This is a genomic window from Glaciecola sp. HA4-3 (genome assembly GCF_055693685.1).
Genome location: NZ_CM146340.1, coordinates 3,626,346 through 3,642,887, shown reverse-complemented (window position 1 = coordinate 3,642,887; position 16,542 = coordinate 3,626,346). Strand labels below are relative to the sequence as shown.

Annotated in this window: 15 protein-coding genes and 1 pseudogene; 3 read left to right on the top strand and 13 right to left on the bottom strand. The window is 43.7% G+C overall.

Annotated elements, in window-relative coordinates:
* Positions 1 to 59: 59 nt before the first annotated feature.
* The 6 genes from ACZ1G6_RS17505 to ACZ1G6_RS17480 form a co-directional block, all read right to left on the bottom strand.
* On the bottom strand, positions 60 to 269 hold the full coding sequence (locus ACZ1G6_RS17505; protein ID WP_472617468.1) for a hypothetical protein: 210 nt from the start codon (positions 267 to 269) through the stop codon (positions 60 to 62).
* A complete protein-coding gene (locus ACZ1G6_RS17500) occupies positions 269 to 883 on the bottom strand; it encodes an RHS repeat-associated core domain-containing protein (protein ID WP_472617467.1) in 615 nt (204 codons plus the stop codon). The genes ACZ1G6_RS17505 and ACZ1G6_RS17500 overlap by 1 nt, the downstream gene beginning before the upstream one ends.
* A 348-nt stretch (positions 884 to 1,231) precedes the next feature.
* Complete coding sequence (locus tag ACZ1G6_RS17495) at positions 1,232 to 1,504, bottom strand: hypothetical protein (protein ID WP_472617466.1); 273 nt, start codon at positions 1,502 to 1,504, stop codon at positions 1,232 to 1,234.
* On the bottom strand, positions 1,501 to 1,827 hold the full coding sequence (locus ACZ1G6_RS17490) for a tyrosine-type recombinase/integrase (RefSeq protein WP_472617465.1): 327 nt from the start codon (positions 1,825 to 1,827) through the stop codon (positions 1,501 to 1,503). The genes ACZ1G6_RS17495 and ACZ1G6_RS17490 overlap by 4 nt, the downstream gene beginning before the upstream one ends.
* Entirely contained in the window at positions 1,787 to 2,506 is a 720-nt protein-coding gene (locus ACZ1G6_RS17485) for a tyrosine-type recombinase/integrase (RefSeq protein ID WP_472617464.1), read from the bottom strand. The genes ACZ1G6_RS17490 and ACZ1G6_RS17485 overlap by 41 nt, the downstream gene beginning before the upstream one ends.
* Before the next feature lie 4 nt (positions 2,507 to 2,510).
* The gene (locus ACZ1G6_RS17480; RefSeq protein ID WP_472617463.1) at positions 2,511 to 5,513 is read right to left on the bottom strand and encodes a CHC2 zinc finger domain-containing protein; all 3,003 of its coding nucleotides are present in this window, start codon (positions 5,511 to 5,513) and stop codon (positions 2,511 to 2,513) included.
* 111 nt (positions 5,514 to 5,624) lie between these two features.
* On the opposite strand from ACZ1G6_RS17480, the gene ACZ1G6_RS17475 reads away from it, so the two are divergent.
* The 3 genes from ACZ1G6_RS17475 to ACZ1G6_RS17465 are packed head-to-tail and all read left to right on the top strand — an operon-like array spanning position 5,625 to position 6,536.
* Complete coding sequence (locus tag ACZ1G6_RS17475) at positions 5,625 to 6,017, top strand: helix-turn-helix domain-containing protein (protein ID WP_472617462.1); 393 nt, start codon at positions 5,625 to 5,627, stop codon at positions 6,015 to 6,017.
* Positions 6,018 to 6,066: 49 nt separating this feature from the next.
* Positions 6,067 to 6,246, top strand: coding sequence for a hypothetical protein (locus tag ACZ1G6_RS17470; RefSeq protein ID WP_472617461.1), 180 nt, complete (start codon positions 6,067 to 6,069; stop codon positions 6,244 to 6,246).
* A complete protein-coding gene (locus ACZ1G6_RS17465) occupies positions 6,240 to 6,536 on the top strand; it encodes a type II toxin-antitoxin system RelE/ParE family toxin (RefSeq protein WP_472617460.1) in 297 nt (98 codons plus the stop codon). The genes ACZ1G6_RS17470 and ACZ1G6_RS17465 overlap by 7 nt, the downstream gene beginning before the upstream one ends.
* Before the next feature lie 382 nt (positions 6,537 to 6,918).
* On the opposite strand, the gene ACZ1G6_RS17460 is transcribed toward ACZ1G6_RS17465, so the two are convergent.
* The 7 genes and pseudogenes from ACZ1G6_RS17460 to ACZ1G6_RS17430 form a co-directional block, all read right to left on the bottom strand.
* A complete protein-coding gene (locus ACZ1G6_RS17460) occupies positions 6,919 to 7,050 on the bottom strand; it encodes a hypothetical protein (protein ID WP_472617459.1) in 132 nt (43 codons plus the stop codon).
* A 62-nt stretch (positions 7,051 to 7,112) separates the two neighbouring features.
* Positions 7,113 to 7,322, bottom strand: a complete 210-nt coding sequence (locus ACZ1G6_RS17455) for a hypothetical protein (RefSeq protein WP_472617458.1) — start codon at positions 7,320 to 7,322, stop codon at positions 7,113 to 7,115.
* Positions 7,322 to 12,247: an RHS repeat domain-containing protein gene (locus ACZ1G6_RS17450; protein ID WP_472617457.1), complete on the bottom strand. Its 4,926-nt coding sequence runs from the start codon at positions 12,245 to 12,247 to the stop codon at positions 7,322 to 7,324. The genes ACZ1G6_RS17455 and ACZ1G6_RS17450 overlap by 1 nt, the downstream gene beginning before the upstream one ends.
* Positions 12,244 to 13,101, bottom strand: coding sequence for an Ig-like domain-containing protein (locus ACZ1G6_RS17445; protein ID WP_472617456.1), 858 nt, complete (start codon positions 13,099 to 13,101; stop codon positions 12,244 to 12,246). Before ACZ1G6_RS17445 ends, ACZ1G6_RS17450 begins: the two co-directional genes overlap by 4 nt.
* A 267-nt stretch (positions 13,102 to 13,368) precedes the next feature.
* Positions 13,369 to 14,159 (bottom strand): annotated as a pseudogene (locus ACZ1G6_RS17440) (CLCA_X family protein).
* A gap of 37 nt (positions 14,160 to 14,196) precedes the next feature.
* On the bottom strand, positions 14,197 to 15,804 hold the full coding sequence (gene lnt, locus ACZ1G6_RS17435; RefSeq protein WP_472617455.1) for an apolipoprotein N-acyltransferase: 1,608 nt from the start codon (positions 15,802 to 15,804) through the stop codon (positions 14,197 to 14,199).
* Complete coding sequence (locus ACZ1G6_RS17430; RefSeq protein ID WP_472617454.1) at positions 15,801 to 16,538, bottom strand: lipase secretion chaperone; 738 nt, start codon at positions 16,536 to 16,538, stop codon at positions 15,801 to 15,803. The genes lnt and ACZ1G6_RS17430 overlap by 4 nt, the downstream gene beginning before the upstream one ends.
* Positions 16,539 to 16,542 lie beyond the last annotated feature (4 nt).

The following is a 16,542-nucleotide window of genomic DNA, read 5'->3' as shown; positions in this document are numbered from 1 at the left end:
TCTTACTCCAATTTAAAGCATGCGTTTCAAAGGTAGATTTTTGAATCTTTCCTTTTTAACTAATCTTTTTCAAAAGCAACATTAAAACTTTGCAGAAGTTCTTCAATCTGATTGCTTTTTTCAAATTGCAAATGAACACTAGTGCCATCTAAAATTTGATCTACAACTTTTTTTGCATCACTTATTGAATAATCAAGCTCTTTTCTAAGAAACTTATTGAATTTCACCTTATTGAATCCTGGTCTCCAACCAACTATAACTACTCTCATTATTCATAAACCTTTATTCTAATCGGGATGGGTTTTTTGCTAGGATTGGCGCCAGTATTTCTTGTTCCTCCTTGTATAACGACATGGCCTACTGCGTATTCTTTACCAATTTTCCTCCCTGCATCCTTTACCCCAGCTAATCCAAGTGAACTTGCGCCTGACCCATCAATATGTGCACCTCCCTCTCCACCTATAGTTAACGTTTCTCCGTCTACAGCAACATCACCGATAATTGTAACATCCCCCTTTTCTGTACCCACAGTAATCTCAACAACACCAGAACCATCATCGTCAATTCTAACCCCTTTTTCTTCTGTAGATTCATTGAGAACAACGTTACTATTTCTACCAGTTCGCACACTGTTTCTGCCGCTTTCCGAGTTTCCAGTTACGATCGGAAATGTTGTATTTGGCTGGCCTAACGTGGAACTAGGAGGCGGTGGCGGAGGCGGTGGAGGGATTATCGGTATTGCTTGTAACCCATCAGGATCAGTGTACTTATAAGGGTTATTGTATGCGTAGTTATAACGGTTAAAGCCTTGAACACTACCCCGACCAATGTGCCCCAACGCATCAACCGGATCATTTGAGTAAAACCAACCCTCTACGTGCACTTACTCGCGTAACTGCATTTTTTCCCGACACCGATTTTGCTTAAAGAGCTACTTTCCTGATGCAAGTTTTTGCATCAACAACCACTTTCTTAAATGCCAGTGTCGACTATTTTGCACAAGTTTGCCAGTGCTTTATTGTTGGTCGGCGTGTCTGCGCTTAGCGTCAAGCTTAGGGTAATGATGATGATCAGTTTGAGGATGCGCTTTACGCATTTTTTGGTTTGACGGAGTTGTCTTTTTAGTTGCTTTTTTGTTTGCTTAGCCATGTTGTCATACTCTCAGTTGTGGTTAGTTAACTGAGTTGTATTAATAACAACTTTTTAGATGTCAGCAGGCTTTGCGGTCAACTTATTTTGATGTTGTTTGGGTCGCGGGAGCGCCATAGTGTGCACGGTAAGTGTGATGCTCTGAACAGTCGGCCACTAAGCCAAGCATGTCCAGTAATTGGCGCTCCCAAGCACCGGGTCGGCGCGAACCATCGGCGATACTATTGAGCACAGTATTGATGAGGTCTTCGACGTTTTCTAAAGCGTTAATAGCGCCATGTTGCTGATGCAAGTGCACGAGGTATTCAAGCTCATTAAGGACGCGTTCATCAACTTGTATGATGAGTTTCTTCATGCGTTGTTCACCTCATATTCATCGGCTTTTTCTGACGGATGCGTCGCCCCATGCACCGCTTGTAATTGCTTAATTGAGACGTGCGTGTAGATCTCTGTCGTTTGCAAGTTACTGTGCCCGAGCATGGCTTGTAAGTAGCGCACATCGGCGCCATTTTCGAGCATATGCGTGGCCATGGCATGGCGCAATAAGTGACAAGAGCCGGTTAAGGTAATGTTTGCTTTAGTGAGGTATTTTTTGACGCAATCGCCGAGCTTGGTGTCGCGATATTGGTTACCGCGATTATTGAGGAATACGGTTTGTTCGTTTAAATTCCTTATCAAGCCTTAGTCGCGATTCTTGCAGGTAGGTTTGCAGCCATTTCGTCGCGCGTTCGCCCAAGGGTAACAGGCGGTCTTTGTTGCCTTTGCCTTTTCTGATCATCACCGTATTCGTGCTTACGTTAATGTCTTCCATCGATAACTGACAACACTCTTTTCTGCGCATCCCCGTGCTGTACAGCACTTCTAATATGGCGCGGTCACGCAAGCCGTGAATGTCATCAATGTTGGGCTGTTGTAATACGCGCTCGATGTCGGCTTCACTTAAGACACTTGGCAATCTTACCGCGTCTTTGGGCAGCTCAATGTCGGCCGCTGGGTTAAACAGGATGTGGTTTTCTTTGCTCAGCCAGCTAAAGAAGTGCTTTACCCCGCTTAGGTAACGTCCTTGTGTGCTGGCTTGCAATGGCTCGCCGTTGGCTTGCATCGCATAATGCAGATAACGCTGGTAGCGTTTGATGTCATTTTTGCCAACATCTTGCGGGGAATCTAGTTCATTATTGTCACACCATGCAATGAACTTTCGCAGCATATTTTCACGCCGAATAATAGTGGTGTCGGCGTATTTTTTGACCGTGATGGCTTGTAAGTACCGTTGCAGATGCGGGTAAAAGGGGGTGTGCTCAATCGGAAGTTTGGCGTTGTGGTGAGCTTTGTTTTTAGTGAATGATTGAACGTCCATATTTTTATCCTTGTAATGCATTTTCATGTTCCACCAGACTACTTTCAACTAAAGCCACGCCATTCAATGGATTGAGCACATTGACTTGCTCTGACTTCGTCCTAACTTGGCCCTGACTTGGGGCTAACTTAGTGTCGTTTTGCCCTGACTTTTGCCGATCGTACTGTCGCGAGTTGAGTGTATTAATGTCGATTAAGCCCATTAATTGTGCACTGTCATTGTCCTTGCCGTCGAATAAGAGTTCATATACTAGATGCGAGCCTCGACCGCCTTTGTGTACCAGCAGGTATTCCAAGTCTGTTAAGCGAGTACAATGTATTTTTAGCTGGCCATCACTCCAACCCGTGAACTGGCGAATGTCTCGGCGGCTAAAACGATAATCTTTTTGCGCTATCGCTTGATTGTCGCAGTCTCTTTGCACCATTGTCTGGATGAGACCTAAGAGCTTTCGCGTTTGCGCAGGCAGTTCGTCCAACGTGCGACCGAGCACCTCATGTGCCAAGCGATTGGCCGTGTCGATGTCGCTCACATGCACTTCCACATAGTCAATGACATTGCCGTTGTGTTTGACCGATTTCGTTGGCCGTTGGTATTGATGCAGCAAGGCAATGCTGTCAATCAGGGTCAGGTATTTTTCATGGTCGCGGCGGGTGCGAGTTTTATCATCCAAGAAGGTGAGTTTATCGGCATAAGGATTCACCACCGCCAGCGGTCGAAGCAGTTGCTGAGCGTGTTGATGCAATTGCGTTAAGGTTTCTTTTTGTAAACTCGCTTGCAAGCCTGCCAGTGTCCTTTTTTGTCGCTGGGCAGCATGTATGCGTTTTGTTTGCTCTCGCGATTCGTTCACCGTGAGCACCACGCAGCGGTTCATCAGTTCCTCGTCAATGTCAATCGCGGTAGTGGTCATCAAGAGCATTACCGGGCCTTCTACGGTGTATTCTTTAGTGACAAGCTCGCCGGTATCATTATCCTTTCCCGTACTGGCAATGGTGACTTGCCCGTCACTTTGCAATAATTTCAGCGCATAGCTGGCATTACTGGCGCCTTCTTCCTCGGCGATGGCCAAGACTTTGTGCTTTAAATTCGTTTGCCCCATGTAAAACAAGGATTGGCCTGTCATCGCTGAGTACTGCACGCATTCACTCTCTGGCATTAAACTGAGCACCGCGTCCATCAGCGCCGATTTGCCCGCCGCACTGGTACTTTGAATGATGATGGCCAAGGGCCTAGCCAATTTGCGCGAAGTCGCCGCCAGATAACCCACCAAGGCATTGGTGTCCTCTCCGACCATGCCGCACGCGCCGATGTCCGCTACAATGCGAGTCAGCAACTCAGGGGAGCGCAGTAATTCAAGCGCGGCATTTTCGTCCTCAGCGCTCATCGGTGCAGGGGCATTATAGCTGTCTTTTTCCTCCAACATTTGGCTTTGCAGCGCTTCACACTGCATCAAGACCTGTCCCACATCTTGCTTGATAATATTTTCCGCAAGGCCCAACTCAATCGCCGCGTTTTTGATAAACAACTGACGCACTTTGGCTGCGTACAAGTCCAAGGTATCCACATGCAACAAGCCGCACTCATCTTTCACGAGCAGGTTCACTTTTAAGCTTTCTAGCGTCTTGTTTTTAGCTAAACCCCGCACCCGATAAGCGCGATTACCAAAGGTAAAATGGTGTTCGTTATTTGAGGGATTAGCGACTAAAGAAGACGCTATCACTGGATCAGTTTTCGATTGATCACCTTGCTCAGAATGGGATGATTTTTCTGTCTCGTTTGGCGTCTGTTTTTCATGCGTGCGATCGTGCTCATTGGCGATCATGTTGTTGAGTATTTGTGCTCGCTCAGGCGGCTCGCCGCTGCCAAGATAGGTCGCCTGTTGAATCACTAATCCAAGACTTTTGTGTGCCGGTTGCACTTGCAAGGCGTAGCTATTGGCGTCCATGTTTTTGGGGAAGGTGATGCGATAACAGGCGAAGGTTTCTTGTAGTTTTTCGGCTAATTTTTTAGCCGCTTTGTTGCCACTATCGTCGTTATCATAGGCGATTAAGATACGTTTCACGCCTGCGCGTTTGAACACATCAAGATGCTCGTCGGTAAACCCCTGCGTGCCGTAACTGGCAGTGACATTTCGGTAGCCATTCACCCAGAAGGTCATCGCATCAATCAGCGCTTCACATAGGATGATTTCAGACTGATTGTGCAAGCCTTGTGTATTCCAAACGCCTTGATGTGGCCCGGGTAAATACAAGTGCTGCGGAATGGTTTTTTTAAGCTGATTGCCTAAGGTTTTACGCCCGTAAACTTCTGTGATGATGCCATGCTCGTTTATCACCGGCACAACCAGCGAGCCGTTAAAATGCTCATGGCCAGTCTCGCGTAAGATCCCGATAGTTTGAAGTTGGGTGCGAACGGTTTCGCCTGATGTCGTCTTGCGTTTGGGCAGGAGATTACCCAGCGTTTTATTGGCATAACCCAGCGTAAAGGTTTTGATGAGTTCGGGATGATTGAGGCCTCGGCTTTCAAGATAATCAAGCGCTGTTTGTGACTGCAATAAAGTCTCATGGTAGTAGTGGATGACCTCGGTCAATGTGGTTTGGGCTTCTTTACTTAAGACGTTGGCGGCTAAAAGGGAAGTCGATAACGTTTGTGAGTGTTGACTGTCAGATGATGGGGGATCTGACAATGGCTGATTTGGCAGATGAAGGTTATCTGTTGCGGGTAGCTCACCTAATATGCTCAGCAAACTATCGCACGCTTCCCTAAAACCAAGCTTGTCGGTTTTCATCACCCAGTCAATCACGCTGCCACCCGTGCCGCAGCCAAAGCAATGGAACAGGTTCGTTTTGGGGCTGATGATGCACGACGGTGTCTTCTCGTCGTGGAAGGGACATAGCACCACGTTATCTTTGCCTTGTGTCTGAATGGCATAGCCTTGGCGCGCGACAACATCGAGCAATGACACCTCTTGTTTTAACCGCTGTATTGTCTCATCTGCCAGTCGTGCCATGCGTATATTCTCCAAAACCTTGTCAATACCTTTTAGAGTAAAATAACTCTGTTGCAGAGTACTCTATATTAGAGTAATATCAAACGCAACTAAAAAACACGAGGTATACTTATGGCGTCTTATTCCGTTTTACAGGATCGCCCTATGTCACCAAACGATAGCGTCTTTTATCAACAGCTCGGTAAACGCATGGCTACCTTGCGTAAAGCCAAAGGGCTTACCCAAACCGCCTTAGCTGAGCAGTTAGGTATTTCCCAACAAACCATGGCGCATTATGAGAACGGCCGTTTGCGCATTGCTTTATCCATGCTCCCGCATTTAGGCCATGCATTAGATTGCACCGTTCATGATTTGTTGGACGACACACAAGCACGTGATACACCGCGTAAACGCGGCCCAATATCCAAACTGCATCAGCAGATTGAACAGGTGCATACCTTACCAAGAGCCAAGCAAAAATTTGTGTCTGACATGCTCGATACCGTCATTCAGGGCAATGTATAAGCGGCTAAATAAAGAAGTTAGCCAAAGAGATAAACACGAGGAGTTCACCATGCAATTAGCCAAACAAGACGCCCTTAATTCCATTAATCAATTACCCGACAATGTAGACATGGAAGAGATAATGTATCGTTTGTATGTGCTTGATAAAGTACGCAAAGGGCAAGCGGCCGTTGAGCGCGGCGACACGCTAACGAGCGAAGAAGTGCAGCGAGAAATGGACAAGTGGTAAATTGGACTCAGCCAGCGTTGGCTGACTTAAAGCATATTCACGATTTTATTGCGCTTGATTCCAAACACTACGCCAAAAAGGTCGCACAAGAGATTAAAGACAAGACCGATATCTTAAATACACTGCCCAATGTGGGTAAAATGGTGCCCGAAGTTAACAGGCCAGAAGTGCAAGAGCTGCACGTCTATTCTTATCGCATTATGTACGAAGTCACCGCACACCATTGCTATGTGCTAACAGTGGTTCATACCCGTCGAGACTTTGTCGCTGAGGACTTACCCACGCGTTAATACAACGGCGACTAAGTAAAAAAAACGGCGGCTAAAAAAATAAGCATAGGCCGTTAAAAAAACATCTTACGCTCATCGCTCGCATGGGCTAGCCAACTGCATCGCCATTATAAAGAGAAGTCAAACACACCGTACATTTCATACTGCTAAGCGCACCCGCTTTAAGCTATGCCATATAAAGGATTGCGCTTCTTTGGGTGCTGTGTCAAAAAGCAAAAAACAGCACGGGCACCCACGCAAAGCCAGTAAGGGCGTGCTTTTCATTAGCAAGGGCACCTTGCGTTATGTGTGACAATAAATCCTGCAAAAAAGCGGGCACCGATGTCATCAATTCCCGCCACCTATCATGACCAAATTGGTCGATATTCCGTTGCTCGTTTTATCACTGCACCAGATACGCAAGCAGTGCGCCTGCGGCAATCACAACAAGCGAAATCGCGACCACTTGCAGCCATTCTCGGCGCTCTTCTTGTTGCATCTCAGTGCGTTGTGCTTGCCATGTTTTAATTTTCATTCTTCTTACTCCAATTTAAAGCATGCGTTTCAAAGGTAGATTTTTGAATCTTTCCTTTTTAACTAATCTTTTTCAAAAGCAACATTAAAACTTTGCAGAAGTTCTTCAATCTGATTGCTTTTTTCAAATTGCAAATGAACACTAGTGCCATCTAAAATTTGATCTACAACTTTTTTTGCATCACTTATTGAATAATCAAGCTCTTTTCTAAGAAACTTATTGAATTTCACCTTATTGAATCCTGATCTCCAACCAACTATAACTACTCTCATTATTCATAAACCTTTATTCTAATCGGGATGGGTTTTTTGCTAGGATTGGCGCCAGTATTTCTTGTTCCTCCTTGTATAACGACATGGCCTACTGCGTATTCTTTACCAATTTTCCTCCCTGCATCCTTTACCCCAGCTAATCCAAGTGAACTTGCGCCTGGCCCATCAATATGTGCACCTCCCTCTCCACCTATAGTTAACGTTTCTCCGTCTACAGCAACATCACCGATAATTGTAACATCCCCCTTTTCTGTACCCACAGTAATCTCAACAACACCAGAACCATCATCGTCAATTCTAACCCCTTTTTCTTCTGTAGATTCATTGAGAACAACGTTACTATTTCTACCAGTTCGCACACTGTTTCTGCCGCTTTCCGAGTTTCCAGTTACGATCGGAAATGTTGTATTTGGCTGGCCTAACGTGGAACTAGGAGGCGGTGGCGGAGGCGGTGGAGGGATTATCGGTATTGCTTGTAACCCATCAGGATCAGTGTACTTATAAGGGTTATTGTATGCGTAGTTATAACGGTTAAAGCCTTGAACACTACCCCGACCAATGTGCCCCAACGCATCAACCGGATCATTTGAGTAAAACCGCCCAATCACTGGATCATAGTATCGTGCCTGCATATAACTTAACCCAATACTAGTATCAAACTTATGACCTGTATAGCCCACATCATCATTTTCGCCTTGAATACTGCTACCAAATGGGGTGGTATGTTGTGTTGCACTTGTCAATGCAGGGATATGACCGTCTTTTGCGATAAGTCGATTACCCAAATAAATATAGTTAATATCGCCGTCACTAGTTTCTCTGAATAGCAATTGGCCATTTGCACTATAGCTACTATAGCTTGCGCCTTTGCCCGATTGTACTTCTTTTACTCGTCTGTTGTAGCCATCGTAAAGGTAGGTGTTACCGTTTGCTGATGTCACTTGATTGGCAAGGTTATAACTCATTTGGACATGACTATTATTAGTCACATTTCCTCTTAAGTCATAACTAAATAAGGGATAACTTTTTGCCAATGGCCCTTGGCTTGCCACGCTTGTTAAACGATTAGTGTTGTAATCATAGGTATAATCTAGGGTGCGCCCTTTGGTTTCGTAATAGGTAATGTTACCTAGTGCATCATACTCAAGGTAGCTGCTGCCTATATTAGCTCCGCCAGTGGTACTTTTTAGTCTATCAAGGCCATCATATTCAATTGAGGTAATATTAAAGCTAGGATTCACGTTATCAATAATCGAAGTCACATTGGCGTTATTATCAAAATCATAAGACATATAATTGATATTGGTGCTTCCACGTCTATCTCGAATTGAGCTTGGCAACAAACTATCATTATCAAAGGTTGTTTGATGCGTTACCCCATTGCCATAGGTGAAACTGGCAAGCATCCCATTAGGGTGATACGCCACATTACTGGCATAACTCCCCACGCGCGTCGGCTCACCAAAGTTATTTGGTGCATAAGTAACATTGGTGCCATCCGGATACACTAACGCGTTAATCGCTTTATTTGGATGATAATCGTATTGGTAAGTAATTGCCCCAGGTCTGCCACTAATGACAAGTGATTCGCTTTCTAATAAGTTTTGATTGTTATACGTATAGGTGTGGGCAACATTCCCAGCATTTAGTGTACGCAGATTCCCATTGTTATCCAAAATACGCGTCACGTCAGGGGTATTATCTGAATAGTCAGCAATATATAGCTCCCCAACATTGTCGTAAGTAAATTCAATCACCGAATTACTGGGTTTGCTGGTTAAGCAGCTTAAATTACTTGCACTGCGATTTGTGATATCAGATGCTTGCCATAACACATCGCCCATTTGGTTTGATTTAAAAGCCGTCACCCCAACATCGTCTCGCACCACTAAACAAAGATTATTGGCATTATCATAGACACGATGCTCTGTTTGAGACACCGTTGCCCCTGATTTACCTGGGCCAGATTGCTTGATGGACAATACATTCCCAAACACATCAATATCCAGTGCCGTTGTCACACTCTCTGGCGACGCAATCAAAGTCGCCGTATTAAACGAGGGTGTACCAAAAGCTTGGAAGGTAGTGGTCGTGACATTGCCAAGTGGGTCGGTTTTGGTCATGCTATCGCCCTGCCAAGTTTGCACCGTGCTGCCTAAACCTGATTGCGTAATGCGCGTAACTTGACCTAGGCTGTCGTAAGAAGTGCTTGTGCCTTTTGCGATAGAAGCACTGTTGCTAATGTGCGAGGCAAAAGTTTGTTGATTACGCCAGTTATATCTAAAGTTTTGGTAACGTGCGTTACTACCATCTCGTAATTCACGTCGTGTTAAACGATAAAAATCATCGTAGGTTTCTATCGTTTGCAAACCAACAGGGCCAGAACAATTCTGCGTGAGTAAATTAACCTGACACTGTGTCATGGTTCTAACACGATTATTGCCCACATCCGACCAAGCAAATCTTAAGTCATACCATGACTCACCAAATGTACTATCGTTGGCATAGTCTACAACCGTGATATTGCCCATATTGTCATAACGATAATTGGTAGCCACATTATTAAAATCAGTTGTACGAGTTACCCAACCATTATTATCCACTTCTTTGGTCAGTTGCATTAGGCCTGTGGTGTAGCGATTATTAACTTGTACTTGCCTTGCATGTCCGCGGTGGTAGTTGTTAAATCTAACCACGCGTTTTTGATTTGTATTACTATTGCTGGCCGCAAATAAGCTGACTTGCTGAACGTTGCCATCGCCATGATAGCTGTCAAAGGTTTTGCGCGAAACACCAAACCAACTTTCATTTCGTGGTAACCATGGATATGCACTATTACCGGTGTAATACGTCGTATCTTTTAACATTCGATAGGCATTGGCTTGCTCACCCACTTCAATCGTTGTAGGGATATTTAAAACCCAATTTTGAGTATCGTGAGTGTAGCCTAATCGAATAAAGCGCTCATCAATAGGGCCTTGTTCATGAATAAGCGTAGGAATATCATATAAATTGTACCCGTCGAATGATTGGGTAAAATCGTCGCCTGCACGGGTTGTAACCACGGTATCTTTTAATTGAGTTTGTATGGCACCAAAGCCTAACTCAAATTGTGTGGAATTATTATACCAAGCGGGTGAGCTAAGCACCCAAGAAGCTTGCACGCTCAAATAGCGACCAGAAAAACCATACTTATTAACCTGTGCAGTAGGCTTATACCGATACGCAACTTGTTCTTTTAAAGCTTTGTTTGAGGTAAACGTTGCAGTGTATTTTTGATTGCCATTTGTTGGCCCCCAGCGCCTATCAAACAGTTGCATGTTAAGGCTACCGTCTGGATTTTCAATAAGCGTGCCTTTAAGGTGTTTAAATTGATCACCGCTTTGCAATTGCGGCAATGGTGGATTGGCATAGCCGAAAAATCGCATGGTCTCATGGGCATCATTGGTTGGCGAATTATAAAAATAGCCTTTGTTACTAGAATAGTAATACTGCCAATCGTAGGTCGTACTGTCGCTGAAGATTAAGCGTTTTGTGTTTAGCGCCCACACATGTGAATTAATTGGAATGCCATAGCTTTGCCCATAGCCACCTTGACCATATGGATTAAAGTTTTGTACTTTTGGTACCTCCGCGGTGTTAATACAGCGCTCTATCACATCAAATTCACCCCTAATGCCGTTTGGGTGCGTAATATGAATAAGCTGCCCTGAGCCAAACACTTGACAGGCATCTGGCACCGCAGGATTAATCTGACTATGCTTGCCCGCCAACGTCCACAAATTTTGTCCACTAATACGGGGGTATTCAAACGTCCACTGACGATTATCGGGCTGCACAACTCCGGTCAACATCGCGGCGTTGTTTTTACCTATATTTTGATATTGATACACCCACGTGCGGTTATTCGCCCTAACGCTTTGTAAGACACCTGTTGGTGATGAACCGTAATTAAGGGTGATTTCACGACCATCAGATGCGTGTATGCGCGTTAACCTGCCATGATTGTTATATTCATAGTCTACTGAGTTACCAAAACGGTCTGTGATATTAGTGACCATTAAAAAGGCATGGATGCGTTGCATTCTTGTTTCTGGTTTTTGTGGTGGCTCATAAAAAGGCCTGATACTTAAATCAGGTGGCCCTTGATCAGGTAATTGACATTCAAAAATCTGGATACAATCCACTTGCATCGTAGCAAGATGGTGGTCACGTAAACTGACGACTTCTTTTACCTGAGTAAATGAATATTGCGTGCCATCTTCGGTGGTAATTAAAAACCCTTCATTGTTACCTGCGTGCTGACTAGCTGGTATACAATCAATACGCCAATTTTTATTATTGCTTTTACCTTGTTTAGATGTGATTTGGGTTGAGCCTTTGCTAGGAATAGAAATAGTATCCCCATTCCAGTAATCCCACTTGCCAGCCTCATATAGAGTATCCAGCCTATCTCCAAGGTATGTAAAATAACTAGGATTACTGTTTAGGCTAGCTGAGCAGGCTTGTCCACGCTCCCAATAAGGAAGGTTTCCTATTCTTTGAATGTTAGAGTGCGCCGGGCGCAAAAATGTAGAGCGCACGTGTGGAATGTTTAAACTCCAATTTCCTAACTCACGCGTGGATTTATACCAGCTATCAGGGTCGCCCATCGTGCGTTGTATCATCACATCTAACGCAAAGTTACCCGGTATAGAGACATCTGTTTGGGTAAAACTCACCGTACCTGAGGCCGGGTCAATGGTGTCGCCCAGCAAACCTGTTGTAAGCGTTGCAACATCAGTTTGCACATTGTTCATCTCACCATAATTATACCCATAGGTTTGTGGTGGAACATAAATATCTTGTGCAGATAACGATAGACTAGCAAAAGTAATGCTCGCCGCGATAACACATTTTAGTTTAAGTCTTCCTTGACGGTTCATTGCTTATCTCCTTGTTCATTTGTTTGTGCAACGGGTGAGCCTAGCAAGTCAGTATGCAAATAAACAACGCTGCGCTGGCTAGGTGGGACAATAGGACTGTTACCATTGTGAGAGCTAACCGTTACCGTGAAGTTTTCCGTTGCACTTGCACTGCCGTCAGACACTGTAACCGCAACATTTGCCATACCGGTACGATTAGCGGCCGGTGTTAGGCTCAATGTGCGATTGGATGCCATACCAAACACAGTGATGTTGTTCGTTGGTAACAGCGTCTGGTTGCTAGACACAACACTAACCGTTAGTTGAGATAATGAGGTGTCAGCATCATCAACACTAAAGGCCAACACATGGTTCACCATATTGCGCTCAATATTTTGGTTGACGATATCAGAAATGGTGGGCGGCTTAGCCAGACTAACAACGACTGTTTTTGCTGGGCCATATTGGCATGTTGGACCGCCAAATGGGTCTTTTGTGGGAGGAGCACCAAAAGGCCCACCACCGGCGCTACCGCCAGTGCACAAGGCTAATCGAAATGTATAAGAGCCCTCGGGGCGGTTGAAACTAACAGGGCTCCCATTTGCGCCATTTAACGCCGTTTGAAAGCCAACACCAGAAAATGATTCTTGTAACACAATCCCCGGATTGCTTTCTGTCCAAGACACCACAAATGCGCCATCATTATCAGACACTGGTACCGAAAGACTGACTCCAAAGTCGCTTGCTGGTGGTGGCAAAATATTGGCATAGCTTTGGAAGCTTACCGCTGCGATACTAGCGAATAAAACGGGTATCCTAAGAGCACATTTAAATTTATCAAACGCACTAAATGACTTGATTTCAACGTCTTCCATAACAAAAATTCCTTTTAATAGTTAAGAGCTTAGCCTAGACTTCGATACGTTTAGTGTCAACATAGAAGCATTCGCGTTTAAGTTGAACAAAGCTGATATTAGTACAAACAAGAAAAATTACTGTTATACGCAAACACTACGCAAGGTCAGTTATGGTGGGAGTTATCTTGCTTATCTTAAAACTAATCACGCCGTAATTGCTCGAAGAAACTTGATTGCTTACTATAATTAAAACGAGGCAAAACCACTAAAACGAGAAAACCTAGCTCACTTTTTTGCCGAGGCATTTCCTAAAGCCTTGCCCAACATTTTAAAATATTGTGCAAAGTGCATGTTTATCAATTCACGTTCATGCTCCATCGGATATATACCTGATTTAGCCTCTGCAGATTGCTTTGTTCCTTGTACCAAGAATGAATTACTGATTGGGTGGTCTTGAATAAACGCTTCAAATGCTCGCGCGCATAGCTCTTGTGGGCGTGAATAATAAAAGCCCTTCATTGATTTGTCTGCAGCAGCGCTTTTTATAAATAGTATCGAAGGCGTATTGCTGCCTATGGTAACAAAAAAACATGCTGGTAGCATTTTTCTAAAAGCTGATTAAGCGGATGAGCAATTACGGTGTGATTATTTAGCCATAGCTCAGATGCGAAATTGTGAGCTTGGCTATTGTGAATAAACCGACTTGCTATGTAATGATCAAAGGCATGAAACCACTCGTGAGCTAATGCGCCACCACCGGCGTTTTTGGCCAAGGCGAGTTGACGTTTTGCACTATTATAATGAGCCTGAGAATGTTTGTTCCCTCCTTTACCAAATGCCAACGACAAGGTGCCATTTAACGATAAGACGTTTTTAGGCACACTTAAAATATCCATTAAATCGCTAAGGGCATCAAAAAACAGATTCGCTGCTAGCTGTTGTTCGTCTTTGCTGACCCAGCGCCCTATTTCTATTGCTTTGAACCCAAATATTTTAACTATATCGCCAAAGCTTACATCAGCTCCCGCACGGTGATGTTGACCATTCCTGTAGAAGCCTTTTTGTAGTCTAGTCATTAAAAAAGATGTAAATTACCGTTAACTGCTTTACCGTTTATACTGATTTTGTTGATTTAGGCTTACTAAATAGTCCCGCTACAACACAAATAGCCAGCCCAAGATACAACACTGACATAAACCAGTAAGGATGTCGGCTATAAAAACTTCCTTTTATATCGGACGAATAAGGAACATCACTCAAATACCCAGCGGCCTGTGCAAAGGCTGATTGGAATAAAACCTCACCGGTAGGTGACACAATTATTGATGGACCATTATTACTAGCATGAACTAAGGGTAAACGAGTTTCGACCGCTCGCAGACTCGACGCTAGTATGTGCTGAAATGGTTGGTGACTTGACCCAAACCAGCCATCGTTAGACATTGCCACCAGCACTAGGCCTTTATCGATTGTTTGTGCAGCTTTTGAATTAACGCTTTGGGCAACAAATGCTGAAAAGGTAGTTTCATAGCAAATTAGTGGAATAAACCCTACTTTTGAATGCTCAAATACAATCCGTTGGTCACCTTTGTTTAATGCCGAAGTGAATTCACCGAATAAAGGTGAAAACAAGTTATTACCTAGCTTTGTATCAACAAATTCTGGCAAGTACTCACCAAAGGGAATGAGCTTAATTTTTTGGTAGGTACTTTGATGCGTGCCGCTTTGACGAATAAATGCAGCTGAATTAAAACGAAAGGTGCCATCAGCACTGTTCTTGGTTTCAAAGTCTTGAAATATAAGGTCCGTCCCCGCTGCTTTGATATTTCGCAAATAAGCCGATTTCACCGGCTCAGAATCAAAAAAATATTTTTGCTGAGCCTCTGGCCAAATCACAATATCCGCGCCTGATGCTCCTAATCTATGGGTCATTTCCATCTCTGGAGGGTAGCTTTTTGCATACGCATTATATGTAATATTGCCAGCTAGGCTTGGCTGTTCATTGGGCTGAACTAATCCCACTTTTAGCGTATCAAAGTCAGCTAATTTGGCATTCCAAGATTGCAAGCTAATGGTGCCATAGCCTATCCATATACCAATTAATAAAGCTGAAACTAAGCTCCCAACATAGTTATTCGATAACTTAAAAGAACGCAAAGAACCCAAACGGCCAAAGATAACAACATTAGTTCGTAAACTAACTAGTAATTTAAAAATTGTGATATTTGACAAAGCAATCACAAACGTTAAGCCCAAACTACCGGTGTATTCTATGGCTTGTAGCGCTGTCAAAAAAGACACTTGAGTATCAGCTAAAGGCATGTCAAATAACAAAGGATACGCCGCTGTAAAAGCAGTTAGTATTGTTGGAAATAAAATCAAATCCGAAATGTTTGTTCGACGAGATAAATAAACAAATAACAAAAGGCTAAACACAAGCAAGTGTGCTGCATACACCCAATAGACAAGCGCCATAAGTATGCTGGGCATATGAGCGAAACCTTTCGAAAGGATAATAAAATCGACTATCCAATATTTACCTGTGACCGTAGCCAAAAGGCTTGCGACAAGACAATATAAATAAATGTTGCGGTAATTATTATTTATTATTGCAAAAAACATCGGGACAAACGCAAACCATGAAAGTGAATAAAAACGCGTGTCCAAAAATGGTAGGGAAAAACACAGGCCGAATATTAGACTCAGTAATAAAGGATTCATTGCTGGCTATCATCCAAAGCAGTGGCTTTTTGTGCCTGCGCTTTTAAGACTTTGAATCGATATGCTTCTAACAGTGTTTGTAATTGAGATTCACGCTCAGCATCACTTAGTACTGCATTATCTAGTATTGCCCGTCTTTGCTCAAAGTATGTCGTTTGCAAATTAGCTTCATGAAATAAAGCATTACGAATATCCACGCTAAACATTTGTGTCTGTAAATCACGCTCCTGCGCGCGTCGTTGATTTTGTTGCTCAAGCTTTGTTAAGGATAAATCCTGAAATGTGTTATCTAGCTTGTGCATCGCTTGATCATAGCGATAGTAATTATAAATAAGCTGGTAGGTGCTATTGGCTTGTTCAGCAGGAAAGCTTTTAGATAACAAAAACGCTAGTCGCGTAAATTGCCTAGCTGGATTATCTGCAGTCAATATAGATACGAGGCTCTCAACACCGGCTAGATTAATTGAGCGAGGGTCAACACTACCATTAGCCAAAAATCTGATACCTTGTAATTCACCTTCGATGCTGTGAAACGCAAGCTCAAAGGGTTCGTTCCCTATTAAAATGGGGTGGGCCTTGTTCAGCCCAATAGGTTGTTGCCATATTTGCTGCGAATTAGTAAATGGCTTAGTGTATTGAAAGATGTTTTGCCGAGTATGTAAATGTAATGCCACTAGAATACTTAACACCACTAACAGCCCCATGGTGTTACTATGCTTAAATGAACCGCGCACTATA

Excerpts from the sequence above, each read along its gene's own strand:
- ACZ1G6_RS17450 (WP_472617457.1), bottom strand. The coding sequence starts at position 12,247 with ATGAACCGTCAAGGAAGACTTAAACTAAAATGTGTTATCGCGGCGAGC.
- ACZ1G6_RS17485 (WP_472617464.1), bottom strand. The coding sequence starts at position 2,506 with ATGGACGTTCAATCATTCACTAAAAACAAAGCTCACCACAACGCCAAA.
- ACZ1G6_RS17460 (WP_472617459.1), bottom strand. The coding sequence starts at position 7,050 with ATGAAAATTAAAACATGGCAAGCACAACGCACTGAGATGCAACAAGAA.
- ACZ1G6_RS17505 (WP_472617468.1), bottom strand. The coding sequence starts at position 269 with ATGAGAGTAGTTATAGTTGGTTGGAGACCAGGATTCAATAAGGTGAAA.
- lnt (WP_472617455.1), bottom strand. The coding sequence starts at position 15,804 with ATGAATCCTTTATTACTGAGTCTAATATTCGGCCTGTGTTTTTCCCTA.
- ACZ1G6_RS17480 (WP_472617463.1), bottom strand. The coding sequence starts at position 5,513 with ATGGCACGACTGGCAGATGAGACAATACAGCGGTTAAAACAAGAGGTG.
- ACZ1G6_RS17455 (WP_472617458.1), bottom strand. The coding sequence starts at position 7,322 with ATGAGAGTAGTTATAGTTGGTTGGAGATCAGGATTCAATAAGGTGAAA.
- ACZ1G6_RS17495 (WP_472617466.1), bottom strand. The coding sequence starts at position 1,504 with ATGAAGAAACTCATCATACAAGTTGATGAACGCGTCCTTAATGAGCTT.
- ACZ1G6_RS17475 (WP_472617462.1), top strand. The coding sequence starts at position 5,625 with ATGGCGTCTTATTCCGTTTTACAGGATCGCCCTATGTCACCAAACGAT.
- ACZ1G6_RS17445 (WP_472617456.1), bottom strand. The coding sequence starts at position 13,101 with ATGGAAGACGTTGAAATCAAGTCATTTAGTGCGTTTGATAAATTTAAA.
- ACZ1G6_RS17470 (WP_472617461.1), top strand. The coding sequence starts at position 6,067 with ATGCAATTAGCCAAACAAGACGCCCTTAATTCCATTAATCAATTACCC.